Source organism: Paenibacillus sp. FSL R5-0473 (assembly GCF_038004565.1).
In the GTDB taxonomy this organism is placed as follows: domain Bacteria; phylum Bacillota; class Bacilli; order Paenibacillales; family Paenibacillaceae; genus Paenibacillus; species Paenibacillus amylolyticus.
In genome coordinates this window covers 5,101,107-5,128,092 of the sequence record NZ_JBBORL010000001.1, presented here as the reverse complement: position 1 = coordinate 5,128,092, position 26,986 = coordinate 5,101,107, and the positions used below count along the sequence as shown (strand labels likewise).

Below are 26,986 nucleotides of genomic sequence, written 5' to 3'. Positions count from 1 at the left end.
TTTCTCATAATAGTATAGCCGGGCACAACGAGAGGGCAGCGAATGGCTGCCCTCTGCATGTGTAGATTACTGAGCCGGTTGCTCTGACTTCTGATCGTCACCACTGGCTGTTTTATCTTCGGTGCTGGTTGTACTATCATCCGTTGTAGCAGGCGGGTGAATAATATCCTGAATATGCTGCTTCAATTTCTCTTCATTGGTAACCGTCAATACTTGCGCACCGCCTGCTGTACGTTCTTCTTTCAGCAGGTTCATTGGCGGAATCTGCTCACTGCCGTTCATGCTGCTCTGGTATCCGAGTCCACCCAGCTTCCACATATCGGAAAGCGTGAGATTTGTATCTACGTAAGGATTAACCTGTTCCAGAATGGCAGGCAGTTTGGCAATGGTAGTTGTTGACTGCATTTTCGCTGTTACAGCTTTCAGCAACTCACGCTGACGTTCGGACCGAGCGAAATCCGACATGGCATCATGACGGAAACGAACGTACATGAGCGCTGTCTCGCCATCTAGGTGCTGATATCCTTTTTTGAGATCAATATCGTATTCGTTATTGTCTGCTTTACTTGTATAGTGCATGTCTTTCTCCACATCAAAATCAACACCGCCAACGGCATCCACCAATTTGATGAATCCCTGGAAATCCGTATACACATAATACTGTACAGGAATGCCGAGCAGGTCGCCGGCAGCTTGCATCGCTGCATTAGGGCCATGGGTGATAGCGGTGTTGATCCGCTCCTTGCCATATCCGTCAATATTGACGTAAGTGTCGCGCAGAATGGAGAACAGATTGATTTTTTTGGTCAGTGGGTCGAGCGATACAACCATCATGCTGTCGGAGCGAGGAACTTCACCTTTTTTCAATCCACGTGCATCGACACCCATAACGAGAATATTTACCGTTTCTGAGCCTTCCCATTTTGGTGGGTCAGGCGTATTTACTTTCTCCACATTTTCGATGCCTGCAAATGGTGAATCGTCGCCGTCCTTTGCCAAACCGTCCAACTGATTGAGAATAGAACCGAAATAATATGCCGATGCTCCTCCAATAATTAACACGAAGGCGGCAAGAGAAATCCATATGGTTCTCTTCGTCTTTCTGGTCATGCTAGCTCTCCTTTGTATTTGAGATGAAATAAAAAAACGAGTTCGAGTATTCAAGTAAGAACTAGTCGGAGCTTTCCGAACACGTCTTTTCCCAACATAAGGGCAGGACGCGGCTCCAGACTATTTTAAAGCTTGCTGAATTTTGACTGATACCATTATAATTTCTTTTTGGGCTACAAGCAATTTCAACAAAATCCAAGTGAGGTATAATCATGCTGGCGATTGATGTCAAAGATTTGCGCAAGTCGTTTAGCGTCCAGAAAAGCCGAGGTGGGCTGAAGGGCGCGTTTCAGGACCTGTTTGCACGTCAATACCAAGAGGTATTGGCTGTAAATGATATTTCGTTTCAGATTCCGCAGGGTGAAATATGCGGATATATTGGGGAGAACGGTGCCGGTAAATCAACAACGATCAAGATGTTGACCGGCATTTTGGTGCCTACTTCAGGGCAAATATCGGTTGGTGGATATGTTCCGTATCAGGAACGGGAGAAGTTTGTACAGAATATCGGTGTTGTTTTTGGTCAGCGCAGTCAATTGTGGTGGGATATTGGCGTTATCGAATCCTTCCATTTATTGCGCAAAGTATATCGTGTCGGAGAGGTCGATTTCCGCAAACGGCTGGATGAACTGGTTGAGCGGTTGCAGCTTCAGGACCTGCTAAGCCGTCCGGTACGGAAGCTCAGTCTCGGTCAGCGCATGCGCTGCGAGTTAGTGGCAGCCTTGTTGCATAATCCAAGTATTGTTTTCCTGGACGAACCAACTATTGGTTTGGATATTGTGGTGAAGTCGGAAATTCGGGATTTCTTGAAAGACATGAACAAGGAGCATGGAACGACCATACTGCTCACAACCCACGATTTGCAGGACATTGAGGCACTGTGTTCCCGGGTCATCATGCTTGATGCAGGCAACATCATTTATGATGGAGGTCTGGATCATCTCAAGTCCCAGTGGGGTAAGGAGCGGGAGATCCGCTTCAAGTTTGGTTCAGCTCACAACATCAGTCAGATGGAGGAATGGACTGCTGCGTTGCCTGTACGTTGGACGGTTGAGAATGAATTGTCCGCATCCGTATGGATTCCGCTGGAACTGAACGTTTCGGATGTACTCGGACGTGTCGTTGGACAAGCCGATATTACCGATATTCAGATTATCGAGATTAACACGGATGAGATTGTGCGCAGTATTTACCAATCCGGTTCCGCCGAGCGTCCCGAGATTGTGGGAGCAGGGAAAGAAGCGGTGGGTGTATCCTGAGATGAATAGTGCATTTATTGATTTTATGCGCATCCGTTTTCTAACGATGCTGGCATACCGGGTGAATTATTACTCCGGCATTTTGATATATACGCTGAATATCGGCGTGTATTACTTTACCTGGCAAGCCATTTACGGTAGCAGTGGTGAACTCGGCGGCTTCACGGCAGCACAGATGACCACTTACATCGCTGTATCCTGGATGGCACGTGCCTTTTACTTTAACAACCTGGACCGGGAGATTGCCGCAGATATACGGGATGGCTCCATTGCGATTCAATTCATCAGGCCGATCAATTACGTTATGGTCAAAATGATGCAGGGTCTTGGCGAAGGTATTTTCCGCTTCCTGCTGCTCATGATTCCGGGGATGCTCATTGCCATTCTGCTGTTCCCGGTTGAATTGCCTACGGCGCCATCGGCGTGGATTGGCTTTCTCGTCATGCTGTTCTTCAGTTTCCTCATTAATTCCCAGATTAATGTGATAACGGGACTGGCGGCATTCTTTGTGGAAAACAATGAAGGCATGATGCGTATGAAACGCGTCGTGGTTGATTTGTTCTCCGGTCTAATCATCCCGATCAGCCTGTATCCAGGCTGGATGTCTGCGGTGATGAAAGTATTGCCTTTTCAGGCCATTACGTATCTGCCCGGTTCCGTCTTCACTGGAAGAGTGGAAGGTACCGCCATCTGGAGTGTACTCGGTATTCAGGTGTTCTGGTTTGCCGTACTGCTGCTTCCGATGGTATTGATCTGGCGTAAGGCGCGCAAGCGTCTGTTCGTGCAAGGGGGATAACAGATATGTACTATATGGGTCTGATCTGGGAATATTTGAAGAATTACATGAAAACACGACTCACGTACCGTGCTGATTTCTGGGTGGAGATCCTATCGGATCTGCTGTTCCAGGCAACTAACCTGATCTTTATCTTTGTGGTCTTTCGCCATACGGATAACCTGGGCGGCTGGAGTGAGAGTGAAGTGCTCTTTGTTTATGGATATTTTATGGTGCCCTATGGCATCTTCAGTTGTTTTATCAATCTGTGGGGATTCAGTGAGCGGTACATCGTCAAAGGTGAGATGGATCGGATCCTGACACGTCCTGCACATAACCTGTTCCAGATATTGCTTGAAAATGTAGATCCGCCTGCACTCATGGGTTCGTTTATCGGCCTGATCATCATGATCTTCAGTGGCGCAGAGATGGGTCTGATGCTGGAGTGGTGGCATATCCCTGCCTTAATTATTTTGGCACTCAGCTCAGTCATGATCTATGCCGGCATCTATACCACCCTGACTTCGTTGTCCTTTTATTCGGACGCGCCAACAGGTATCCTGCCGTTGATGTATAACATTCAAGGATATGGACGCTACCCGGTAACGATCTATAACCGTGCTATTCAGGTGCTGTTAACCTGGATCATTCCGTTTGCCTTTGTGGGGATCTATCCCGCAGCGTTGTTCCTGGAGAGGTCCGAGATGCATCGCATGGCGCTGCTTACACCTGTGATGGGATTGGTGTTTGGCTCGATGGGCTTGCTGTTGTGGAATTTTGGCGTGAAGCGGTATCGCGGAGCAGGTTCATAATAACGCCCTATAGCATTTCATGGGGGAGATTAGGGAGGAACTGACATGACGTTAAATGTAGGCGAATTGGCACCGGATTTTGAGCTTCCGTCCAGTACGGGAGAATCAGTAAAGCTTTCGGATTACCGCGGACAGCGGGTACTGCTTTATTTTTACCCCAAGGATATGACCTCGTCCTGTACGCAACAAGCTTGTGATTTCCGGGATCGACATGCTGAATTTGAAGGGCTGAACACGGTCATTCTCGGAATCAGCACCGATCCGATGAAACAACATGACAAGTTTATCGCCAAATATGGACTGCCTTTCACCTTGTTGTCGGATGAAGAGCACGTTGTAGCCGAGCAATACGGTGTATGGCAGCTGAAGAAAATGTATGGCAAGGAGTACATGGGTATGGTTCGCTCCACTTTTCTGATTGATGAAGAGGGGAAATTGATCAAGGACTGGTCCAAAGTTCGGGTCAAAGGACATATCGAGGCTGCGCTTGAGGCTTTGAAGACATTGTAATTAATGAACTAGACATGTGTGAATAAATACATCTTAACCGTTTCATCATTAAAGGCTGTGCTTCGCGGAATTTACCGTGAACACAGCCTTTTTAGGTGGGCAATCGTTTATGATTGGTTGAATTGTTCTTGCTCTTGCCCGAACGAAGCCGATGCACAAGCAGTAGGAATAGCGGAATAATAAAGCTTACCGTGATATCCCAATCCACCCAAGCGGGCATGATCGTATTGGTGTAGAAAATGACATTGGGAGAAATCAGTACAGCTAACGCGAACAATAACATCGCTGATGGCAGGATGAGAGGTTTATATGTCTTTAACCGAAATAGCTGAGCTGTTCCAACGACAAAGGAGAACATATACAGCAGACTCTTGAAATAGGTAGCAATTAACCAAGCGGTTGCCATGAACGCCTCAATTCGCTCGAAAAAATTCCCGATATTAATTTTCTGGGACAGGGTATAGGAGATGTAGATGTCATGCTGGGTCAGAAAGGGGCCAAATATCATCAGTGAAATGACCAACAGTGTGGTTAGCAACAGCCCTCCGCATAAAGTAGCGAGTAACATGTCCCGTTTGATGTGAGGCCCGGACATCACATAAGGAAGAACCATGGTGATCACGATGAGTTCACCAAAGGAAGTGAATGCTCCTCTAATGATAGATTGCATCAGATGAAGCCAAGGGGTGTTCAAGTAAGGCTGTAGATTTGAACTGTTTACTTTGGGCATCAGCCCCATAAATAATAGAATCATAAATGCAACAACGATTGGGGTCAGCATTTCACTGCTTCCTCCTATTGTATGCAAACCATGCATAAGCCCCCAGACCAGAGCGCACATAAGGATAATTAGAATGACTCGGATGGGGGTCTGAAGGTAGATCTGTGTGGTCATAAAGTCACCGACTTCACGGATACATATGACAGCGCCTATGGCGAAATAAAATAGATATGCAGCTGCCAAAACAGACCCTGCCCACCGGCCAAGTATTTTTTGGCAGATTTCAATAAGAGAAAGATCAGGATGCGTCTGATGAAGTTTGTATAGCACCCACATGATGAGCATGCCGATCGGTTGACCGATAAGAGAACAGATCCACGCATCCTGTTGACCCGAAGCAGTAACCACGGAGGGGTAGAGTAGAATCATGTCCCCAATCATGACGAGAAAGGTAAGGACTGCAAATTGCCTAATGGTGATTTTCTCCTTAATTAACATAGACACCGTTCTCCTTCTCTATATTCAGCATGGATGACTTTCATGGATGAACTCCATTTTTCCATCTATACCAGGCTCCTTCCCTCAAAAAAAGCACTCATTCCTGTGAGGAATTGTTTGGAGTAACCGATGATGTTCTGTAAGACTTGAGCAATTGTATCAGCAGAAGACAGCCCGGCAGAATGATCCCCAGTGTGGTATCCCAGTCTACCCAATATGGAACAATGGTGATCACGATAAAAGTAATGCTTGGTGAGATCAGATTGGCTAATCCGAACACAAGTAAGGACGCAGGGAGTACCAGCATCTGATACTGCTTAAGCTTGAACAGTTCCGCACAACCAACAATAAAGGCGTATAAGTATATCATCGCTTTGAAGTACGTAGAGATCAGCCAGGAAGAAGCCATAATGGCTTCAATACGTTCAAAAAAGCTCCCAATACTAATTTTCTGGGACAAAACAAAAGAAGCATATATGTTATGTTGCGTAAGAAAGGCACCCAAGACCAGCAGAGATATGGTAACGAGCGTTGCCAATACCAAGCTGCCTAAACCAGCTGCAATAATTACGTCCCGTGTTCGATGAGCCTGCTTGGCAACATAGGGTAGTATCATCATGATGGGAACGACTTCACCGATCGGATATATAATGCTTACCAGAATGCCTTGCGAGATAGAGACAACACCCGTATCACTTACTGGCTTCAAATTTCTAGTATCAATCTGAGGAAGCAGGCAGACTGCAAGGACGACAATAAACACAATAACGACGGGCATCAGTAGTTCACTGCTTCGCCCCATCGTCTCTAATCCGTGAGACACTCCCCAGGCGATCACGATGACAAACATCAGAATGATGATGCGAATGGGAGTGTACGGGAAGATTTGAGTGGTCATGAAATCGCCGACTTCTCTCGTATGCGTGGAAGCACCAATAATGAAAAAGAACAGGTAAAAGCAGGAAAAGAAAGTACCTGGCCAGAACCCTAGAATGCTTCGTGCCATCTGCACCAGATTTTTTTCTGGGTGCATGCTACATAGCTTCAGGAACATGGCCATCAGTGCCATCCCCAGAGGAACGCCTATAAAAGCACAAATCCAGGAGTCTTGTTTGGCATAGGACGTGATGACCGAGGGGTAGATCAGCATCATATCCCCGACCACCATCATAAAGATGAGAGTGGTCAATTGTCTTGTTCCAAGGCGCCCCTGTTCCAGCATAATGGTCCTCTCCTTTTTCTAGGTTCCCGTCAGATGTGCCAGGAATTGATTAACAGGTTCATAGATCCACATGATGATATAGAGCGGACTGGGGAAATCCCACAGGTTGGCTGCAATCACACTGAACCCTGTGGCTATGACGAGCATTCCGCTGTACACAACTGTTTCCCTCCATTCCTTGCGACGGATGAGACCTGGAAGATCAACCATGCCTACGAGGCCCCCTATGACAATGACAGTAATTGTAATTAACATCCGGTCTCACTCCTTCAAATCCTCCTTGAATGAATCATCCAGTGTACCTACACGTTTGATCTGTGCATTGGCTTCATATTTAACATCCAGATTCTCAAAATATTGATCCCAATCCTTCTCAATCTTTTTGAAAAATTTGGGATCGGCATGATAAACTTCCTGACCGAATCCAAAAATGTCAATATGGAACTTTCGCCGCACTGAATTCACGGATTTTTCCATCAGTTCTATCAATCGCTCCTCACTGTCCTTTTCCAACTCTTTGAGTGTTTTCATCGAACCAATTTTGATTCCACACTCTACTGCACCAATGGAAGATACATTTTTAATTTTGATGTGGATCACAGGTTGGTCATCAATGACCTTTGCTTTTCGTTGAGTCTTGGTGCGAAGGGTTTTAAAAGTCACATTTCCTCCTTTTCGGCAAGGCAGGTGACCTATGGTAGATACGACATTGTCGCGGATATAGTTGTACCCTTTGGATTCATCTTCCGTTAACCAGCCAATCAGTTTGTCTTTTTTGAATACACTCAATCCTGTTGAAACTAGACGAGCTTTGGACTTAATCGTCGCAATATTGTCTTTGCTTCCGCTTCTCTCTGAATTTCCAAAAACCTCTACACCAGTGATTACGGGTTGTATTCCGGAAGTAAGCATATATTCCATCAACTGATCACCGGTTACAGTCGTTGTAGGAGACCAGGTCTTGGCAGACACGTCCAGGGAATTAAATAACTTCTCTGCAGGTAAATTCTCTAATGGAGTAAGTGTGTCCAATACCTTGGAAGCTGTAGTATTTCGAGCAACCATGACGTAATAATCGGGCCGGACAGTAGGTTCTCGCATTAATGCTTCCATAACATCGTAGATGCCCTCTTTACGGGCATATTCTTCACTGAACACCAGTACACGGATATGTGCCATGAATATACGGCGTGGGCTTGTCTCGGTCAGCTTTTGAATTGCTTCAAACAGCGTGGGCGCGGACGCTTCGTACAGCGTCACAGGAGTACCATTGCCTCCCCCTGATTTGGAGGATACTTCATTTGGCACAACGACCTGAGCACTCACTTTAATCAAATCGCCATCCTTGTCTACACCAAGACCCAGCATAATGCCAAGTTCATTCAGTTCCTGGCGATCCCAGCATCCGGTAAGGAGAGGGAGCAGGAATACAATGCATACAATTAATCGGAAGCACTTGTTCATACGTTCTTCTCCTTACCGAATTAACGCTTCATTTTTTTGCTAGCTTGTCGGATTTTGTTCGGGGTACCCGTAGAGAATGGACGTGTTTTCATATGGGACCAGGGTACACGAAACAGCGTATCTTTCAGATCTTTCTGAATTAGAGGTGCAAAGGGGGACATATACGGTACGCCAAAAGAACGCAAGCTGCACAGGTGTGTAACCGTAATGAGCAGAACAATTAGAATACCGTAGAAACCAAAAGCTGCCGCGAGTATCATCAATACAAATCGCAAAATTCGGACAGAGATAGAAAGTCCATTCTCTGGAATGACATAACTGGATATGGCCGTTATGGAAACGATAATAACCATTGCAGCGGAGACAACTCCTGCATCTACGGCTGCTTGGCCAATCACCAGTGTTCCGACAATGGAAACGGCCTGACCGACCGTTTTTGGGATACGTATACCTGCTTCTCGCAAAATTTCATAGGTCAGTTCCATCAGTATGGCTTCAATGAATGCGGGAAAAGGAACGCCCTCACGTTGAGCCGCCAGACTAATGAGCATATTGGTGGGCAACATTTCCTGGTGAAAGGTGGTGATGGCAATATAGAAGGATGGTGCTAGTAAAGCGATAAAAAAGGACAGATAACGAATCAAGCGAATCAATGTGCTGATATCGGCCCGTTGATAGTAATCCTCCGGCGATTGGAAGAAATGCACGAACAAGGCGGGAACCAGCAGCACAAAAGGCGTACCATCCACGATGATGGCTACTCTGCCCTCAAGTAAGGCAGCACAAACCGTATCTGGACGTTCACTATTGTAAACCGTGGGGAATAACGTTCTGGTTTCGTCTTGTACAAGTTCCTCGATGTACCCGCTCTCCAGAATCCCGTCAATATCGATCTCATCGAGCCTGCGCCTTAGTTCCTCTACCACTTCTGGATCAACGGTATGCTTCAGATATAAGACCGCAACCCTTGTTTTGGTGATACGACCAATCTCCTTTTCTTCGATCCAGAGATGAGGGTCACGAATCCGTTTGCGAATTAACGATGTATTTGTACGCAAATTTTCATTAAATCCCTCCATAGGACCTCGAACAACGGTCTGTGAGATGGGTTCACCAACAGCACGGTCTTCCCAACCGGCTGCGGCAATTTTCAATCCTCGTGCACAGCCTTCGAGCAGCAGGATGGCCGAACCGGAAAGGAGAGCATTAAGCACATCTTCCATGTCATCCACAAATGTTACATTGCTCGCAGCCAGAATGTCATTCTGGAGGTAGCTCAGATGCTCATCATCTGCAGAGAAATCCGGAAGTTCATGTGTCTTTAATAGGGATTCCAGGATGGAATGATTCAGAATCTGCACATCCACTAATCCATCAATGTACAACATGACTGCAGGCCATTTATGTAAACACTGGAGAGGGCGCATCATCAAGTCGTTGCTGTTCCCCATCACTTGCTTGCAGTATTCCATATTTTCGCTTAGATCCGGAGAGATTTGCCTCTGATCTTGGCGTTCCAGCGACGATTCACTCATGCCTTCACCTCCCTATACACCCTATATTTTCAAGTTAGTATGACCTGGATGAATTCGGATTATCACAAAAAAAAGGAGCTGCGATTATTCGCAACTCCTTGCCTGCTTATTATAGATGGACTTTTGTCCGAATTTACTTTTGTCTTTGTCGAACAGGGGCTGGCTTGGATACGGTGGATCTTGCTGCCCATGCTTTGCGGTAACGATAGAACACGGCTACGATGAGCAATAGGCCGATTCCTCCCACGATATATGCTGCATATTGATGTGCCAGATGGAATACGGCGTTCCACTGAGGGCCAAATATTTTGCCAATGCCCAGAAACAATACAACCCAGAACAGTGCGCCTGAATAGGCGTAGAGAGCGAATTTGCGAAAGGGAACAACGGCTATGCCCGCGAAATACCCGGTGAAATGCCTTACACCCGGAATGAAATAACCGATGAAGATTAAGGCATTACCATACTTGGCAAACCACTTTTGCGTTTTATCGAGCTTGTCCTGCTTCATCAGAAACCATTTTCCGTATCGTGTTATAAAGGGCAGTCCTGCTTTGGCTCCAATAAAATAAGTGATGGTCATGCCAATCGTTGTTCCCAGAAAAGCCAGTATGGTGAGGATTCCGAAGTCCAGATGCCCCTTGTAGGAGAGAAACCCTGCGTAAGCCATCGTTGTTTCACCAGGAAAGGGAAGTGCAATGAATTCAAGCAACAAGCCAAAAAACAATACGCTGTATCCGTAGGACCCAAACAGATGTTGGATCTTCTCAAGCAATTCCAATAGATTTCACTCTCCTGAATACGGGGTGGGAGCATGAATACTCTCCAAGGTGTTTTAATGTGTTCTGCCTGTTCATTATGCTACCTAATCTGAAGCGAAGAATCAATCAGGCTACATAGCAAATTGTGAAAAAATATTAAACAAAATCACGTCTTTTTTCAATGTAGCCTCCATATAATTCTAACAAATCTGCTGAAGTCTATCAGCAAATTACTAGAGACGGTGGAGGTCGATTCGTAAATGGTACAGAGACCGGAATTGAGAATCAAGGAAAATGGGGGAAACTCTGCAACAACCATACATATGTTTTTATCTGGACAATGGCATGTCATTCTCATGCGGATTGCGATATTGTTATGTGCATTTGCTGTATATGCAGGCACGGCATATGCATCTTCTGCTTCCGGCTTAGGTGATCCAATCCCGGAAGATAAGAATACTCAAGACAAGGTAGTTTATCTGAGTTTTGACGATGGACCGGGTAACCATACCCGTGAAGTATTGGATATTTTGCGCAAAGAGAAGGTTTTGGCTACATTTTTTGTGCTGGGTGAGCAGGCAGAACGTTATCCCGAGTTAATCCGGGGGCTTGTGGAGGATGGACATGCTTTGGGCAATCATACGTTTAATCATCAATACGAACAGCTGTACAGTGATTTTAAAGTGTTCTGGAAACAGATCAAGCAGACAGAGGAAGTGCTGGAGCGTATAACCGGGTTCCGTCCGAATCTGGTGCGGGCACCAGGCGGTACATATGGACACTTTGACCAGAGTTATTTTGATTTGCTCCAACTGGGTGGATACACCGTCATGGACTGGAACGTCGATAGTGGAGATTCCAAGCGTAAAGGTGTTCCGGCCAAAGAGATCCTCAGCAATTCGACCAAAGTACCTGCGGGGGCACGTTCGGTCGTTGTCCTGATGCATGACGGTGGTGCACATGCTGAAACGGTAAAAGCACTTCCGGGTATTATCAAATATTATCGTGATCATGGATATCGTTTTGACACCATAAAGAGTACGGATCAACCAGTTCAATTCCGTGTACATCCAGATGGTAAGTATAAGGCCCGCAAGGCGCCAGGAAAGGCCTGGATCGCAGAGCATGTAGAAGCGAACGCGACGTTATGGCTTGCAAGCAAGAAGCTGAAGGTAGAGGTGGGCTTGGCTGCAGCTACCTTGCAACCGGGCGAGTTCCGCATGGAGGGGCAGCGAATCATGGTGCCATTGCGTACTTTCATGAAAAAATTCGGGGGCAGCACTCGCTGGGACTCTGAAACAAGGACGGCCATAGCAGTATGGAAGGAAAGAACGATTCATGCAGACAGTGTGAGTGGAACACTGACTACAACCGGGGCAATTGAAACGGGAGCAGTACAGAGTCAAGGTGGAACCATCTGGGTTCCGTTACGTGAGCTACTGGAGCAGATGGGGTTGAGGGTGAATTCCTTTACCAGTAATGAAGCAGAGTGGACGGTAAAGGCGGGCACTTCCAGATCCATTTCGGCAATGAACAACATATTTAAGTATAAAATGATCTGAAGAAAGTCATTCTTGCAGGACTATTCTCTCTACTTCCGGGCAACACTGAATCATAGATTACTATGGTTCAGGAATGCTGATGAACGGAAGGAGATCAGAGAAATGTCTTATATCCGAATGGAACATGAACATGCTGTTGAATTGTTAAACCGGGTCATGAAGCGTGTTGAGAGTGTGATTATTGGCAAAAAAACAGAGATTCGTTATGTCCTCACTGCAATGCTCAGTGGGGGGCATGTACTTCTGGAAGATGTGCCGGGTACCGGGAAAACGATGCTGGTTCGTGCCGTTGCTTCTGCACTGGACTGCTCCATGGGCCGGATTCAATTCACGTCCGATGTCATGCCGGCAGATGTTACGGGCACTTCAATCTATCATCCACATACAGCTGAATTCAAGTTTCGGCCCGGACCTGTCATGTCCAACGTTGTCCTGGCTGATGAAATAAATCGCGCTTCACCACGCACTCAGTCTGCCCTGCTGGAGGCAATGGAGGAACGACGTATTACGGTTGATGGCACAACCTATGCCTTGCCACGCCCGTTCTTTCTGCTGGCGACACAGAATCCGTTGCAGTTCGAGGGTACGTACCGTCTGCCTGAAGCGCAGCTGGATCGATTTATCATGAGAATTGGATTGGGGTATCCCGATCCGGAACAGGAATTGGAATTGTTAACCCGCATGCAAGGTAGAGAAGCGCTTGATGAACTTCGCCCTGTCCTGCTTGCTGAAGAGGTCGTAGCCATGCAGCGTGAAGTCAAACAGGTACATGTTGATCCGGTCGTCAAACAGTATCTGGTGGCCGTTGCTGTAGCCTCTCGCAGCCTTCCGGCGGTCAGACTTGGCATCAGTCCGCGTGGAACACTGGCCTGGATGGCTGCGGCGCAGTCATTTGCCTATCTTCAAGGGCGCAGTTATGTCATTCCGGATGATGTGAAAGAGGTAGCTGTGCCTGTCCTTTCCCACCGTATTCAATTGAAGGCCCAGAACAGAGCGGAGGTTTGGGGGCAAGTGCAGGTCATTGAAGAAGCATTGTCATCGGTCCCGGTACCTGTACAGATGGCATCACAGGGAAGGGGACGGAGGCAATGACTGCGCTGGGACAACGGATTGTGAGTGCTGTCTTGGTGGTGGCTTTTGCTTCCTTGTATCAGTGGCATGGGGGCAAAGCGGCGTTGTTTCTATCCGTTATAGCTTTCTTGATGTTCACAGGAGGTCTGCTTCTCCATTGGTTCGGACCACGGCGTATTCACATCCGTCGGAAAATACACACGAACCGGATTGAGGCAGGCGAGCAGGTACGGGTTCTAGTCGAACTGGAATTCAATTGCCGTATTCCATTGTTATGGATCGTTCTGTGTGAGAACACACCTGCAGGTGTTCATCGCAAATTGATTTTCTCGGGAACACGGCGACAATTTTCCTATCAATATGAATGTTCCGGGTTACGCAGAGGAGTCTACAGATGGGATACGGGCAGATTGTACTGGGGTGATATGTTTGGCTGGAATACCCTCTCCGCAGAGACCGCGGGAGGTACCCCCTTGATTGTTGTTCCTCAAGCAACAGCTTGGGGGAAGGGTGATTCGGTAGAATTCGCAGCGATGATCGAAGGGACTCTGTCAGAGCGAAGAAATAGCCAGGGTAACCGTAGCCCTGAGTTCCGTGAATATCAGCAGGGTGACCCACTGGGACGAGTTCATTGGAAAAGTACAGCCAAAACGGGAAAACTTCAGACCTTTCTGCCTGATACCACGGATCTGGCTTCGCTCGGCATCCTTGTGTATGAAGGCGCGTCGGGTTATGACGTAAAACAACGGGAGAACATGGATGCACCTGCTTTTGAACGAGTGGTTCGTGCAGCTGCCCGCTGGATTCATACCGCTGAACGGGATGACATTCCTTATCATCTGTGGATGGAAGGCGGCGATAAGAACTATGATGCACAAGATCAATGGAAACATGGGCCGTTCCATGCAGATGATGAGAATCATGGACTGGACAAGTTAGCGGGGGCACGAATATCCAAAGCACAATCAGGCTCTATTTCGCTTCGAACGGAGATGCTGGATGGACTGACGAGCGGGTCGCGAATTGTGGTTCTCACAGGTAAGATGGATCAGGTTCTGGCCGAATGGATCATAACTGCAATCGGGTCGGGTTATCGTGTAGAGGTGCAATTGACTGAAGCGAACCAGGACCAATTAGGATCAACGGATAGATTGATGAATGGATTGGGATATGACAGCTTAAGCTTGGAGCGGCTTCGTCACAGCGGGGTGCCGATCCACGCGGTTACAGACGTTGCGTTATCTTCATTGGGAAAGGTGGAGGTAACGGATGTGGGAGCGTAATGGTAACCAGCAACCCAATTCCACTGTGGCCGACTTAGAGTCAACGGACCGTACGAGAATAGAATCGGCCTATTCTGTATATAAAACTGTGAACCAGAATTCTGTGACGGACATAAAGGATGAGGGATATGTTAGCGTACCTGTCCTGTACAAAATTTTTATTTCGGCCATTTTACTTATACTGTCTCTGGAGTGGATATATCCGGTTACATCATCAGATCAGCAGGGCAGTGAACGGTTCTTGTCCGTAATGGCGGGATTAACGGGAGCATTGTTGCTCGCGGGGTTAATTCGTACAGGATGGATCACCGGAGTGCTGATCCGATTGTTCATTGCAGTCGCTGCTTTATGTCTGATGTACGGAGGAAGTGATCCTGTCCGTTGGGCCGTCGCATATCCGGGAATATTTTCAGCGGATATGGACACGTTTATAAATAACTGGCGATTCCACTCGATTAGTACAGAAACGAGAGGTTTGTTCATGATGTGCGGCTGGAGCATGCTCATGGCTTCTGTGCAATCCCTTGTATTGTTACGTCGAAGCGTTATGCTGTTTGGCAGTGCAACGCTGCTTTATTTGCTTTTGCTTGAATCCTTTGCGGGGCTGGATGTGTATGCCTCTGTAATAAGGTCTGTCCTATGGACTTTTCTTATTCAGGCTCTGCTTCAGCTATTACGTCTCAATGGAGGAGTCACTACTCCGAGTTATCGCGGTAGCCCCTATGGCCGTTGGAGTGCAGTAACTATCGTTGTTTCCGCAGGTATGGTGTTTCTCTCCGCGTTACCTGGCCAGTTTGCTTCCATTCCTCAACCGGAACGCATATCTTTGGAGCAGATGGGTGAACGCATAGCTCGCTGGGCAGGTTATACACAGCACAGTAGTATCCCTGCTGCAACGGCAGTCACGGGATATAGCACAGCGGACGCGCCTATGGGAGCACCGTTAGTGCAGGGCAACTCCATCTTTTTTATAGCAAAGAGTCCAAAAGTGACGTATTGGCGAGGGGAGACCCGTTCATATTATAACGGTAGTACTTGGAGTGATCCGGGTCAAAGCTTCGAAACGGCAAGTCCATCCGGAATGCTGCGTGCTGATGGTTGGGAGAATTCAAACTATTGGAGTCGCATTCGCCAAACCGTCACGATGCAGCGAGAGTGGAAAGGACCAAATCCTCTCTTTACCGGGGGCATACCGGTTAACGTATCGTTCCAGGATAAGAACAAGGATAATCAGGAAAACATGTTTTCTTTGCTGTCTAATCGCGATTCGGCAACATTGTGGCTCGCGAGCTCCGGGTACGATAAGATAGTTAAACATTATTCGGCAGACGTCATGGTCCCTGTCGCAACACCTGAACAGTTACGTCTGCTTGAGGAAACGAATAAAGGGAAAGATCCGGCAGCCATCCGGAGGGATTATCTGCAATTGCCTACATCACTACCTGGTCGAGTGCAGACGCTTGCCAAGGAAATCATTCAAGGCAGTGAGACCCGGTATGACGCTGTGCAGGCCGTCAAGACTTATCTGGCTGCTCATGCCGAGTATACGTTGGATACCCGTATGCCACCGCGTGGAACAGATTTTGTGGACGATTTTTTATTCGTCACCCGGCAGGGGTATTGCAATCATTTCTCCACAGCCATGATTGTGTTGCTGCGTGCAGAGGGCATCCCCGCACGCTGGGTTAAAGGTTTTGGCCCCGGAGTTGCTGACCCGGATGTGCCCAGTCAGTATGTGATTTCACAGGGAGATGCACATTCCTGGGTAGAGGTATATTTTCCGGGTGCAGGCTGGATGCCGTTTGAGGCTACGCCGGGCTTCACCATGGCGCAAGGCGCGGGCGAAGGTGTCGTAGCACTCGCCGGGCCACAGCCTGTTGCGGAGAATCCGCCGTATATGAGCGGCGGATTGGGTTACGCGGGCGCATGGCTGCTCGCCCGCGCACGGGCCATTGCCGCGGAGCCATGGCTCGCGGCAGCCCTTGTGGCAGCAGCCCTGCTGGGCGTCGCTGCTCTGGCCCGCATGCGGCGGCTACGCCCCGCACTGCGGATCAGGCTGCTGCTGGCGTGGCCACGCAGAAGCTTTCCGGACCGCGAGCGGCTGCTGCGTGCCGCCGCTCCGGTCTGGGCCGCGCTCGCGCGCCGGTACGGCCCGCGGCCGCCGGGTATGACGCTGCGTGAATATGCAGCGTCACCGGCTTTGGCCGCAGGCGCGGACGGCGTGGACATCGCGCGGTTTGCAGCCGACTGGGAACGGCTGCTGTACGGGCCAGACCGTCCGCTGCGCGCGGACAGTCTGAACTTCCTGCGCCGGGCACTTCGTTTGGCCCGGCGGTTGCAGGCGTTGTAACACAAGGGTGTCACAACGTTACACCAAAGATTCGAAGCAGCTGCCATACAGTCGCTATCGCTTTCCAATAGAGCTTGGCCACTTGTGGGCAGATGAAGATCTCCATTGCTGGCGCATTGTTAACTAAATGAAGCGTTTGGTTCATCGCTGCATGCCATACATAAGACGCCTTTCGCGCTGCGCTGCGAACGAGGCGTCTTTCCACGATCATACACTTGAACCAGCATCTTGCTGCCAAGCTTTTCTGTTCGAAATTTCATATTTAGAGGCATTTGGTAATCCTGTTTTGATATGTCGAAAAAAGGAGTTTCGCCTTTCCTTGACGGTATGTTTTGTCGTTGCGTATAATTAGTTTCATTGAATTGAGGGAGGCACGGTTATGAATAAACAGAATGAAATTGTAGTTGTCCTTGACTTCGGGGGTCAATACAATCAGTTAATCGCCAGAAGAATCCGGGATCTTGGCGTATACAGCGAGCTTTTGCCGTATAATACACCGGCGGAAAAGATCGCAGAAATAGCACCAAAAGGGATCGTATTTTCAGGTGGTCCGTCCAGCGTATACGCTGAGAATGCTCCACACGTGGACCCGGCTGTCTATGACCTGGGCTTGCCGATCTTCGGTATCTGCTACGGGATGCAGCTTATGGCCCAGCAGCTCGAAGGTAAAGTAGAACGTTCCGAGAAGCGAGAGTACGGTAAAGCAGACCTTGAGTTTGCCGCTGGATCTACACTGGCAAAAGGCATTGAAGGCGAACATACCGTATGGATGAGTCACGGTGACCACGTGGTTACACTTCCTCCAGGTTTCAAACTGGATGCAGGCACGGAAAGTGCGCCAATCGCTGCCATGAGTGACGATGAACGTAAATTGTATGCTGTTCAGTTCCATCCGGAAGTACGTCACTCTGTTCGCGGTAACGACATGATTCGTAACTTCCTGTTCGAAGTTTGTGGTTGCGAAGGCAACTGGACGATGGAGACATTCATCGATGACACGATCAAAGACATTCGTGAAAAAGTTGGCGACAGTAAAGTACTGTGTGCGCTTAGCGGCGGTGTAGATTCTTCCGTTGTAGCTGCATTGCTTCACAAAGCCATTGGTGATCAACTGACATGTATGTTTATCGACCACGGTCTGTTGCGTAAAGGCGAAGCAGAAAGTGTAATGGAGACGTTTGTCGGCAAATTCGACATGAAAGTTGTCAAAATTGATGCTCAGGAGCGCTTTATGTCCAAGCTGGCTGGCGTGGATGATCCAGAACAAAAACGTAAAATCATCGGTAACGAGTTTATTTACGTATTTGATGAAGAGTCCAAGCAGTTCGATGATTTTGCATTCCTGGCGCAAGGTACACTGTATACGGACATCGTAGAAAGTGGTACAGCGACTGCACAGACCATCAAATCCCACCACAACGTGGGCGGTCTGCCTGAGGACATGAACTTCAAACTGATCGAGCCACTGAGCACGTTGTTCAAGGATGAAGTACGTAAAGTCGGTACTGAGTGTGGCTTGCCGGACGAAATTGTACACCGTCAGCCGTTCCCTGGTCCGGGTCTTGCGATCCGTGTTCTTGGTGAGGTTACCGAAGAGAAACTTACCATCGTTCGTGATTCAGACTACATCCTGCGTGAAGAGATTGCCAAAGCCGGTCTCGACCGCGAAATCTGGCAGTACTTCACAGCCCTGCCGAACATGAAGAGTGTCGGCGTTATGGGTGATGTGCGTACGTATTCCTACACTGTAGGTATCCGTGCTGTAACGTCCATCGACGGTATGACAGCTGACTGGGCACGTATCCCTTGGGATGTGCTGGAGAAAATCTCCGTACGGATCGTTAACGAAGTTGATAACGTAAACCGTATCGTCTATGACGTAACTTCCAAACCACCTGCAACGATCGAGTGGGAATAGGGTATAGACTCTTAACGATAGATTTTAAAAATGCTCTTTTATCTGCGGTATTTCGCAAATAAAAGGGCGTTTTTTTATTAATAAGAATATTGTGATCAAATTTTCATTGGGGTACTTTTACAAATAATATACTCTCAAAATTAATTCCATTTTAAAGTTCACTTCATGATCCTTTCAGGTCGGGCCTGTACAATAAGTACATACTAAGAGCTATATGGCTACTGAAAGGAGAATTGAATGTATGCGTAAAACCGACTATATGAGCAAATGGAAGATGGGCATTGGAAGTGCGTTTCTGATGGTGATGCTGGCAGGATGCGGTTCAGGTATGCAAGATCTGGCCTCCGGTTCGGGGGACTTTCCATTTGTGAATTTAGAGGCAGCGGATGCTTCTTCCGACCAGTCCAGTAACCAGGAGTTATCCTCTGACTCAACAACAAACACAAATCAGGAACAACAAGATATACAGAATACTCCGCAGACAGAGATATAATTAACATAGGACTGATCCGGCAAAAAAATGCTCCGGAACATGTCGCAAGTTGCTCCATATACCTAATGAGTATAAGTCTTCGGAATACGAGATATCGTTATTCCTAGATCATCATTCACCTGATTGCTAAAACGCATCAGAAATATAAGCTAGCCTGATTAGAGCGCTTCTGCTCTTTGATCAGGCTAGCTTTTTATGTTATCCTGCGGAACTTTCAGTCTGAAAGAATGGACATATCCCATTGAGATTACACCGAAAAAAGCGTATTCAATTGGGTTGTAAACCGCTGAACTGGTTCAATCTGTTAAATAATACGAACGATATTCTAAAAGCGTGATATTAATATTCGTTTTTCTCATTGACAAAAACATACTGCCCTCCTAAAATAGTGATGGGAAACAAACAAATAGCGCATACTTATTCGTATAATCCTGGGGATTGGCCCGGGAGTCTCTACGAGATCACCCTAATGATCTGGCTACGAAGAGGAGAAGGCTAAGCACATGAATTCTACATGATTGCGGGGACATCACGCACATTAGAATTTTTTTTGTTCTTAGTAAAGGCATCATGCCACTCCTTGTCAGCTGAACCCTGGGTGAAGAATCTTCATCAGGGTCATTTGTCGTTTTTCAATATGGCTTCAACATCTCTAAGGGGGAGTTAGTAATTATGGATCGTTTCTTTAAATTAAAAGAAAACGGAACAAACGTTAGAACGGAGATTGTTGCGGGTCTCACTACGTTTATGACAATGGCTTACATTCTTTTTGTAAATACGTTGTTCTTGGGACAAGCCGGTGCGGGGATGTCGGATAATGCAGTATTCTTTGCAACAGCCGTCGGCGCCGGATTAATGACTATTATTATGGGATTGTTCGTGAATATTCCGATCGCACTTGCACCAGGTATGGGGCTGAATGCGTACTTCATGACTGTCGTTCTAAGTTCGAATGGAGCGATTACTTGGCAAGCAGCTCTCGGAGCGGTATTCCTTTCCGGTATCGTGTTCATTATTTTGACCGTGACGAAGATTCGTCAAATGCTGCTTGTTGCAGTTCCGCAGTCAATCAAAATGGCCATTACGGTTGGTATCGGTCTCTTTATTACCATTATTGGTTTCAAACTTGCTAATCTCGTGGCTGTAACAGTTAATGTTGCACCAGACGCAGATCTGAGTCAGCCGATTCCGGGTAGCAGTTTTAACTTGTCATTGGGCAACTTTGTAACACATCACGATGCGTTGCTGGCCCTGATTGGTTTGCTCCTTATTGCTATTCTGATGGTTATGCGCGTCAAAGGTGCTCTGCTGATCGGGATCGTAGCAACAACGCTGATTGGTATTCCGATGGGAGTTACGAATCTGAGTGGTCTTTCAGGCGCAAGCTGGTTGCCTAACTTCAGTGATCTGGCGGTTGGACAGCTGGATTTGAAAGGTGCCATCAGTCTCGGATTGTTCGAGATCATCTTCATCTTTACCTTCGTTGAATTGTTCGACACGTTTGGTACGATGGTAGGTACTGCAACACGTATGGGGATTATGAAGGATAAGAAAAAAGGCGAGAAAACGATCGGTAAAGCGATGCTCGTCGATGCAGTTGGTGTCAGCGCAGGTGCTGCACTGGGTACAAGTACCATTACGGCATACGTTGAAAGTGCTTCAGGTGTTGAGGCAGGTGGACGTACAGGACTGACTTCGGTAACGACAGGTTTGTTGTTCATTTTGGCCCTGTTTATCGCACCGCTTGCGCTGGTTGTTCCATCCGCTGCGACGGCTCCGGCATTGATCATCGTGGGTGTACTTATGATGAGTCAAGTGCGCAGCATTGAGTGGGATGATTTCCTGCAAGCTTTCCCTGCATTCCTTACCATTGTATTGATGCCTTTCACAGGTGGAATCGCAAACGGGATCTCCGCAGGTATCGTATCTTATGTGATTCTGGCGGTGTTCAGTAACTTGGTTACAGAGCGTAAAGTGAAAATTCACTGGCTTATGTGGATCTTGGCGCTCATTGTAGTTTGCCGATACGTATTTATTGGCGGGGAGTAAGCGTACATTAGGTTTAATGAAGAATACGGAGATAAGTTGTTTACCTTATATATGAAAGAAGCGGAAGCCAGGGGATTTAAACCCGGAGCTTTCGCTTTTTTTTTGTATTCTTTTCTTGAGTAAAATGAATCTCAAAAATGTTTTCCTTCTATATAGAAGGAATGAGTATAATGATTTATGATCTGTTGGTTGTTTAACCGATGAAATCATCGGTTAATAGGTTCTATAACGCGATGAGTCTGTACTGTATACAACTTGATTTCTCTATAATTGGATTAGGAATCATATGAAAAACCTTTTTGCGTATGTTAGTTAATTACTCCGATCATTAAAGTTAGTGCGCAGATGTATCAATTAGCCGGCTATAAGGAGATACTTGTTAAAAGGTCTACAGGGTACTCATTGTATAAGAATTTAATGTTTATTAAAAAAAGACTTGCGTTCCATAACTGTACATGGTATATTCTATTTCCGGCCAAAAAAACACGAGATACACGGTGCGGCAAGCGAATGAAATAAGCTTCGAAAGAAACTTAAAAAAAGAGCTTGCAAAGTTGGTTCGGACATGATATTATATAAGAGTTGCTGAAGAGAACAACATTCGGTAACGAAAACAAGTTTGATCTTTGAAAACTGAACAACGAGTGAGTGAACATTCTGCTTGCAGAATGAACGCGAAAGTTTGAGACAAGCCTTGGCTTGAATCGACTGGAGCACAAATGAGATTTTTAATCTCGTCAGATTCAAAATGAGCTTATCGCTCTTTTCAATACTTTATTGGAGAGTTTGATCCTGGCTCAGGACGAACGCTGGCGGCATGCCTAATACATGCAAGTCGAGCGGACTTGAAGAGAAGCTTGCTTCTCGGATAGTTAGCGGCGGACGGGTGAGTAACACGTAGGCAACCTGCCCTCAAGTTTGGGACAACTACCGGAAACGGTAGCTAATACCGAATAATTGTTTTCTTCGCCTGAAGAAAACTGGAAAGACGGAGCAATCTGTCACTTGGGGATGGGCCTGCGGCGCATTAGCTAGTTGGTGAGGTAACGGCTCACCAAGGCGACGATGCGTAGCCGACCTGAGAGGGTGATCGGCCACACTGGGACTGAGACACGGCCCAGACTCCTACGGGAGGCAGCAGTAGGGAATCTTCCGCAATGGGCGAAAGCCTGACGGAGCAATGCCGCGTGAGTGATGAAGGTTTTCGGATCGTAAAGCTCTGTTGCCAGGGAAGAACGCTTGGGAGAGTAACTGCTCTCAAGGTGACGGTACCTGAGAAGAAAGCCCCGGCTAACTACGTGCCAGCAGCCGCGGTAATACGTAGGGGGCAAGCGTTGTCCGGAATTATTGGGCGTAAAGCGCGCGCAGGCGGTCATTTAAGTCTGGTGTTTAATCCCGGGGCTCAACCCCGGATCGCACTGGAAACTGGGTGACTTGAGTGCAGAAGAGGAGAGTGGAATTCCACGTGTAGCGGTGAAATGCGTAGATATGTGGAGGAACACCAGTGGCGAAGGCGACTCTCTGGGCTGTAACTGACGCTGAGGCGCGAAAGCGTGGGGAGCAAACAGGATTAGATACCCTGGTAGTCCACGCCGTAAACGATGAGTGCTAGGTGTTAGGGGTTTCGATACCCTTGGTGCCGAAGTTAACACATTAAGCACTCCGCCTGGGGAGTACGGTCGCAAGACTGAAACTCAAAGGAATTGACGGGGACCCGCACAAGCAGTGGAGTATGTGGTTTAATTCGAAGCAACGCGAAGAACCTTACCAGGTCTTGACATCCCTCTGATCGGTACAGAGATGTATCTTTCCTTCGGGACAGAGGAGACAGGTGGTGCATGGTTGTCGTCAGCTCGTGTCGTGAGATGTTGGGTTAAGTCCCGCAACGAGCGCAACCCTTATATTTAGTTGCCAGCACTTCGGGTGGGCACTCTAGATAGACTGCCGGTGACAAACCGGAGGAAGGTGGGGATGACGTCAAATCATCATGCCCCTTATGACCTGGGCTACACACGTACTACAATGGCCGGTACAACGGGCTGCGAAATCGCGAGATGGAGCCAATCCCAACAAAGCCGGTCTCAGTTCGGATTGCAGGCTGCAACTCGCCTGCATGAAGTCGGAATTGCTAGTAATCGCGGATCAGCATGCCGCGGTGAATACGTTCCCGGGTCTTGTACACACCGCCCGTCACACCACGAGAGTTTATAACACCCGAAGTCGGTGGGGTAACCGCAAGGAGCCAGCCGCCGAAGGTGGGATAGATGATTGGGGTGAAGTCGTAACAAGGTAGCCGTATCGGAAGGTGCGGCTGGATCACCTCCTTTCTATGGAGAATCGTTTCCCGAGTGGAAACATTCAAATACGCAGCTTAGCTGCAAAACACTCACTCGTTGTTCGGTTTTGAGAGCTCAAACTCTCAAACAGCTTGCTTTTGCATGGAGCTTGTTCTTTGAAAACTAGATATCGAAACGAAACAAACGCGAATTAGAACATTCCTTTTTAGCTGAACTTGTGTTAAACAAGTTTCAATAAAAACGGTAGTCAAATTGCTTTTGTGAGGGTATCGGGTGAGAGCGACTTTTGGATTTGGACGCAGTCCAAACCAAGGGAAGCGAGCGACCGAAACCGGAACAAAATGGTTAAGCTACTAAGAGCACACGGAGGATGCCTAGGCGCTAGGAGCCGATGAAGGACGTGGCGAACAACGAAACTGCCTCGGGGAGCTGTAAGCAAGCTTTGATCCGGGGGTGTCCGAATGGGGAAACCCAGCTGGGGTAATTTCCAGTTACACCTAACTGAATACATAGGTTAGTGTGAGGCATACCAGGGGAACTGAAACATCTAAGTACCCTGAGGAAGAGAAAACAATAGTGATTCCGTCAGTAGCGGCGAGCGAACGCGGAGAAGCCCAAACCAGAGAGCTTGCTCTTTGGGGTTGTGGGACGTCTCACATGGAGTTACAAAGGAACCGGTTAAGCGAAGAGGTCTGGAAAGGCCCGCCAAAGAAGGTAAAAGCCCTGTAGTTGAAAGTCTGTTCCCTCCGAGACGGATCCCGAGTAGTGCGGGGCACGTGAAACCCCGTATGAATCCGGCAGGACCATCTGCCAAGGCTAAATACTTCCTAGCGACCGATAGTGAAGCAGTACCGTGAGGGAAAGGTGAAAAGCACCCCGGAAGGGGAGTGAAATAGAACCTGAAACCGTGTGCTTACAAAAAGTCAGAGCCCGTTTTAGGGGTGATGGCGTGCCTTTTGTAGAATGAACCGGCGAGTTACGTTCCCGTGCAAGGTTAAGGTGAAGAGCCGGAGCCGCAGCGAAAGCGAGTCTGAATAGGGCGAATGAGTACGTGGACGTAGACCCGAAACCGGGTGATCTACCCCTGTCCAGGGTGAAGGTGCGGTAACACGCACTGGAGGCCCGAACCCACGCATGTTGAAAAATGCGGGGATGAGGTGGGGGTAGCGGAGAAATTCCAATCGAACTCGGAGATAGCTGGTTCTCCCCGAAATAGCTTTAGGGCTAGCCTCGGAAAACAGAGTCGTGGAGGTAGAGCACTGATTGGGTGCGGGGCCCGCAAGGGTTACCAAGCTCAGTCAAACTCCGAATGCCATAGACTTACTTCCGGGAGTCAGACAGTGAGTGCTAAGATCCATTGTCAAAAGGGAAACAGCCCAGACCATCAGCTAAGGTCCCCAAGTGTGTGTTAAGTGGGAAAGGATGTGGAGTTGCACAGACAACCAGGATGTTGGCTTAGAAGCAGCCATCATTGAAAGAGTGCGTAATAGCTCACTGGTCGAGTGACTCTGCGCCGAAAATGTAACGGGGCTAAACACACCACCGAAGCTATGGCTTGATGCTTTGCATCAGGGGTAGGGGAGCGTTGTATAAGGGTTGAAGGTGTACCGTAAGGAGCGCTGGACATTATACAAGTGAGAATGCCGGTATGAGTAACGAAAAGATCAGTGAGAATCTGATCCGCCGAAAGCCTAAGGGTTCCTGAGGAAGGCTCGTCCGCTCAGGGTAAGTCGGGACCTAAGGCGAGGCCGAAAGGCGTAGTCGAAGGACAACAGGTCGAAATTCCTGTACCACCGTAAGCCGTTATGAGCAATGGGGGGACGCAGTAGGGTAGTGACGCGGACTGATGGATGTCCGTCTAAGCAGTAAGGCTGATGTGTAGGCAAATCCGCACATTGTAAGGCTGAGCTGTGATGGGGAGCGAAAATTATAGTAGCGAAGGTCATGATCTCACACTGCCAAGAAAAGCCTCTAGCCAGGTGATGGTGCCCGTACCGCAAACCGACACAGGTAGGCGAGAAGAGTATTCTAAGGCGCGCGGAAGAACTCTCGTTAAGGAACTCGGCAAAATGACCCCGTAACTTCGGGAGAAGGGGTGCCCCGGTAGTGTGAATAGCACGAGGGGGCCGCAGTGAAAAGGCCCAAGCGACTGTTTAGCAAAAACACAGGTCTGTGCGAAGCCGTAAGGCGAAGTATACGGGCTGACGCCTGCCCGGTGCTGGAAGGTTAAGGGGAGTGGTTAGGAGCAATCCGAAGCTGTGAACCGAAGCCCCAGTAAACGGCGGCCGTAACTATAACGGTCCTAAGGTAGCGAAATTCCTTGTCAGGTAAATTCTGACCCGCACGAATGGCGTAACGACTTGGGCGCTGTCTCAACGAGAGATCCGGTGAAATTTTAATACCTGTGAAGATGCAGGTTACCCGCGACAAGACGGAAAGACCCCATGGAGCTTTACTGCAGCTTGATATTGAATTTGGGTACGATCTGTACAGGATAGGTGGGAGCCTTTGAAACGTGAGCGCCAGCTTGCGTGGAGGCAACGTTGGGATACCACCCTGATCGTATCTAGGTTCTAACCTGGTACCGTAATCCGGTGCGGGGACAGTGTCAGGTGGGCAGTTTGACTGGGGCGGTCGCCTCCTAAAGAGTAACGGAGGCGCCCAAAGGTTCCCTCAGAATGGTTGGAAATCATTCGAAGAGTGCAAAGGCATAAGGGAGCTTGACTGCGAGACCTACAAGTCGAGCAGGGACGAAAGTCGGGCTTAGTGATCCGGTGGTACCGCATGGAAGGGCCATCGCTCAACGGATAAAAGCTACCCTGGGGATAACAGGCTTATCTCCCCCAAGAGTCCACATCGACGGGGAGGTTTGGCACCTCGATGTCGGCTCATCGCATCCTGGGGCTGAAGTAGGTCCCAAGGGTTGGGCTGTTCGCCCATTAAAGCGGTACGCGAGCTGGGTTCAGAACGTCGTGAGACAGTTCGGTCCCTATCTGTCGTGGGCGTAGGAAATTTGAGAGGAGCTGTCCTTAGTACGAGAGGACCGGGATGGACGTACCGCTGGTGTACCAGTTGTTCCGCCAGGAGCACCGCTGGGTAGCTATGTACGGACGGGATAAACGCTGAAAGCATCTAAGCGTGAAGCCCCCCTCAAGATGAGATTTCCCAGTATGTAAGACCCCTTGAAGACGACGAGGTAGATAGGCTGGGGGTGGAAGTGCAGCAATGCATGGAGCTGACCAGTACTAATCGGTCGAGGGCTTATCCAATAGCAAGTTGTAATTCGCGTGTTTCGT

The 26,986-nt window shown here is 48.1% G+C and carries 19 protein-coding genes, 2 rRNA genes and 1 riboswitch; of the genes, 13 read left to right on the top strand and 8 right to left on the bottom strand.

What is annotated here, in order from left to right; translation table 11 throughout:
- Nucleotides 1–66 precede the first annotated feature (66 nt).
- Entirely contained in the window at nt 67–1,110 is a 1,044-nt protein-coding gene (locus tag MKY28_RS22430; protein WP_036614081.1) for an LCP family protein, read from the bottom strand.
- A gap of 212 nt (nt 1,111–1,322) precedes the next feature.
- Between MKY28_RS22430 and MKY28_RS22425 the strand changes: the two genes are divergently transcribed.
- The 4 genes from MKY28_RS22425 to bcp are packed head-to-tail and all read left to right on the top strand — an operon-like array spanning nt 1,323 to nt 4,466.
- Nucleotides 1,323–2,369: an ABC transporter ATP-binding protein gene (locus tag MKY28_RS22425; protein WP_036668210.1), complete on the top strand. Its 1,047-nt coding sequence runs from the start codon at nt 1,323–1,325 to the stop codon at nt 2,367–2,369.
- A gap of 1 nt (nt 2,370) precedes the next feature.
- Complete coding sequence (locus tag MKY28_RS22420) at nt 2,371–3,165, top strand: ABC transporter permease (protein ID WP_036614077.1); 795 nt, start codon at nt 2,371–2,373, stop codon at nt 3,163–3,165.
- A gap of 5 nt (nt 3,166–3,170) precedes the next feature.
- Entirely contained in the window at nt 3,171–3,956 is a 786-nt protein-coding gene (locus tag MKY28_RS22415; RefSeq protein ID WP_036668209.1) for an ABC transporter permease, read from the top strand.
- A gap of 45 nt (nt 3,957–4,001) precedes the next feature.
- The gene (gene bcp, locus MKY28_RS22410; RefSeq protein WP_036668208.1) at nt 4,002–4,466 is read left to right on the top strand and encodes a thioredoxin-dependent thiol peroxidase; all 465 of its coding nucleotides are present in this window, start codon (nt 4,002–4,004) and stop codon (nt 4,464–4,466) included.
- A 91-nt stretch (nt 4,467–4,557) separates the two neighbouring features.
- On the opposite strand, the gene MKY28_RS22405 is transcribed toward bcp, so the two are convergent.
- From MKY28_RS22405 to MKY28_RS22380, 6 genes are all read right to left on the bottom strand, one after another.
- On the bottom strand, nt 4,558–5,685 hold the full coding sequence (locus MKY28_RS22405) for a GerAB/ArcD/ProY family transporter (RefSeq protein WP_340937061.1): 1,128 nt from the start codon (nt 5,683–5,685) through the stop codon (nt 4,558–4,560).
- Nucleotides 5,686–5,782: 97 nt separating this feature from the next.
- The gene (locus tag MKY28_RS22400) at nt 5,783–6,907 is read right to left on the bottom strand and encodes a GerAB/ArcD/ProY family transporter (protein ID WP_340937060.1); all 1,125 of its coding nucleotides are present in this window, start codon (nt 6,905–6,907) and stop codon (nt 5,783–5,785) included.
- An 18-nt stretch (nt 6,908–6,925) separates the two neighbouring features.
- The gene (locus MKY28_RS22395) at nt 6,926–7,162 is read right to left on the bottom strand and encodes a hypothetical protein (RefSeq protein WP_047841432.1); all 237 of its coding nucleotides are present in this window, start codon (nt 7,160–7,162) and stop codon (nt 6,926–6,928) included.
- 6 nt (nt 7,163–7,168) lie between these two features.
- The gene (locus MKY28_RS22390; RefSeq protein WP_340937059.1) at nt 7,169–8,371 is read right to left on the bottom strand and encodes a Ger(x)C family spore germination protein; all 1,203 of its coding nucleotides are present in this window, start codon (nt 8,369–8,371) and stop codon (nt 7,169–7,171) included.
- Between the two features lie 20 nt (nt 8,372–8,391).
- Nucleotides 8,392–9,906, bottom strand: coding sequence for a spore germination protein (locus tag MKY28_RS22385; RefSeq protein ID WP_340937058.1), 1,515 nt, complete (start codon nt 9,904–9,906; stop codon nt 8,392–8,394).
- A gap of 133 nt (nt 9,907–10,039) precedes the next feature.
- Complete coding sequence (locus MKY28_RS22380; RefSeq protein WP_340937057.1) at nt 10,040–10,687, bottom strand: DedA family protein; 648 nt, start codon at nt 10,685–10,687, stop codon at nt 10,040–10,042.
- Between the two features lie 240 nt (nt 10,688–10,927).
- Between MKY28_RS22380 and MKY28_RS22375 the strand changes: the two genes are divergently transcribed.
- The 4 genes from MKY28_RS22375 (at nt 10,928) to MKY28_RS22360 (ending at nt 16,933) form a co-directional block, all read left to right on the top strand.
- Entirely contained in the window at nt 10,928–12,229 is a 1,302-nt protein-coding gene (locus tag MKY28_RS22375; RefSeq protein WP_340937056.1) for a polysaccharide deacetylase, read from the top strand.
- Between the two features lie 102 nt (nt 12,230–12,331).
- Nucleotides 12,332–13,321 carry an AAA family ATPase gene (locus MKY28_RS22370; protein ID WP_076217185.1) on the top strand — a complete coding sequence of 330 codons (990 nt, stop codon included), beginning with the start codon at nt 12,332–12,334 and terminating at the stop codon, nt 13,319–13,321.
- Nucleotides 13,318–14,583: a DUF58 domain-containing protein gene (locus MKY28_RS22365; protein WP_340937055.1), complete on the top strand. Its 1,266-nt coding sequence runs from the start codon at nt 13,318–13,320 to the stop codon at nt 14,581–14,583. The genes MKY28_RS22370 and MKY28_RS22365 overlap by 4 nt, the downstream gene beginning before the upstream one ends.
- A complete protein-coding gene (locus MKY28_RS22360) occupies nt 14,570–16,933 on the top strand; it encodes a DUF4129 domain-containing transglutaminase family protein (protein ID WP_340937054.1) in 2,364 nt (787 codons plus the stop codon). The genes MKY28_RS22365 and MKY28_RS22360 overlap by 14 nt, the downstream gene beginning before the upstream one ends.
- Nucleotides 16,934–16,943: 10 nt before the next feature.
- Here the strand turns inward: MKY28_RS22360 and MKY28_RS22355 are convergent, their stop codons facing one another.
- Nucleotides 16,944–17,144 (bottom strand): hypothetical protein, encoded by a 201-nt coding sequence (locus MKY28_RS22355; protein ID WP_076320370.1) that lies wholly within the window; start codon nt 17,142–17,144, stop codon nt 16,944–16,946.
- A gap of 168 nt (nt 17,145–17,312) precedes the next feature.
- On the opposite strand from MKY28_RS22355, the gene guaA reads away from it, so the two are divergent.
- The 5 genes from guaA to MKY28_RS22330 all read left to right on the top strand — a co-directional run bounded on the left by guaA (nt 17,313) and on the right by MKY28_RS22330 (nt 26,959).
- Complete coding sequence (guaA, locus tag MKY28_RS22350) at nt 17,313–18,851, top strand: glutamine-hydrolyzing GMP synthase (RefSeq protein ID WP_340937053.1); 1,539 nt, start codon at nt 17,313–17,315, stop codon at nt 18,849–18,851.
- A gap of 241 nt (nt 18,852–19,092) precedes the next feature.
- A complete protein-coding gene (locus MKY28_RS22345) occupies nt 19,093–19,344 on the top strand; it encodes a hypothetical protein (RefSeq protein WP_338707740.1) in 252 nt (83 codons plus the stop codon).
- Between the two features lie 401 nt (nt 19,345–19,745).
- Nucleotides 19,746–19,845: riboswitch (purine riboswitch) on the top strand.
- 171 nt (nt 19,846–20,016) lie between these two features.
- Complete coding sequence (locus MKY28_RS22340) at nt 20,017–21,393, top strand: NCS2 family permease (protein ID WP_047841443.1); 1,377 nt, start codon at nt 20,017–20,019, stop codon at nt 21,391–21,393.
- Nucleotides 21,394–22,167: 774 nt separating this feature from the next.
- Nucleotides 22,168–23,720: ribosomal RNA gene (locus tag MKY28_RS22335) — 16S ribosomal RNA — on the top strand.
- Between the two features lie 313 nt (nt 23,721–24,033).
- Nucleotides 24,034–26,959: ribosomal RNA gene (locus tag MKY28_RS22330) — 23S ribosomal RNA — on the top strand.
- The 16S and 23S rRNA genes sit together here, the layout of an rRNA operon.
- The last annotated feature ends 27 nt before the right edge of the window (nt 26,960–26,986 follow it).

Coding starts and splice junctions, on each gene's coding strand:
- MKY28_RS22395 (WP_047841432.1), bottom strand. CDS start 7,162: ATGTTAATTACAATTACTGTCATTGTCATAGGGGGCCTCGTAGGCATG.
- MKY28_RS22420 (WP_036614077.1), top strand. CDS start 2,371: ATGAATAGTGCATTTATTGATTTTATGCGCATCCGTTTTCTAACGATG.
- MKY28_RS22360 (WP_340937054.1), top strand. CDS start 14,570: ATGTGGGAGCGTAATGGTAACCAGCAACCCAATTCCACTGTGGCCGAC.
- MKY28_RS22365 (WP_340937055.1), top strand. CDS start 13,318: ATGACTGCGCTGGGACAACGGATTGTGAGTGCTGTCTTGGTGGTGGCT.
- MKY28_RS22415 (WP_036668209.1), top strand. CDS start 3,171: ATGTACTATATGGGTCTGATCTGGGAATATTTGAAGAATTACATGAAA.
- MKY28_RS22340 (WP_047841443.1), top strand. CDS start 20,017: ATGGATCGTTTCTTTAAATTAAAAGAAAACGGAACAAACGTTAGAACG.
- MKY28_RS22400 (WP_340937060.1), bottom strand. CDS start 6,907: ATGCTGGAACAGGGGCGCCTTGGAACAAGACAATTGACCACTCTCATC.
- MKY28_RS22425 (WP_036668210.1), top strand. CDS start 1,323: ATGCTGGCGATTGATGTCAAAGATTTGCGCAAGTCGTTTAGCGTCCAG.
- MKY28_RS22390 (WP_340937059.1), bottom strand. CDS start 8,371: ATGAACAAGTGCTTCCGATTAATTGTATGCATTGTATTCCTGCTCCCT.
- MKY28_RS22375 (WP_340937056.1), top strand. CDS start 10,928: ATGGTACAGAGACCGGAATTGAGAATCAAGGAAAATGGGGGAAACTCT.
- MKY28_RS22405 (WP_340937061.1), bottom strand. CDS start 5,685: ATGTTAATTAAGGAGAAAATCACCATTAGGCAATTTGCAGTCCTTACC.
- guaA (WP_340937053.1), top strand. CDS start 17,313: ATGAATAAACAGAATGAAATTGTAGTTGTCCTTGACTTCGGGGGTCAA.
- MKY28_RS22385 (WP_340937058.1), bottom strand. CDS start 9,906: ATGAGTGAATCGTCGCTGGAACGCCAAGATCAGAGGCAAATCTCTCCG.
- MKY28_RS22355 (WP_076320370.1), bottom strand. CDS start 17,144: ATGATCGTGGAAAGACGCCTCGTTCGCAGCGCAGCGCGAAAGGCGTCT.
- bcp (WP_036668208.1), top strand. CDS start 4,002: ATGACGTTAAATGTAGGCGAATTGGCACCGGATTTTGAGCTTCCGTCC.
- MKY28_RS22370 (WP_076217185.1), top strand. CDS start 12,332: ATGTCTTATATCCGAATGGAACATGAACATGCTGTTGAATTGTTAAAC.
- MKY28_RS22345 (WP_338707740.1), top strand. CDS start 19,093: ATGCGTAAAACCGACTATATGAGCAAATGGAAGATGGGCATTGGAAGT.
- MKY28_RS22430 (WP_036614081.1), bottom strand. CDS start 1,110: ATGACCAGAAAGACGAAGAGAACCATATGGATTTCTCTTGCCGCCTTC.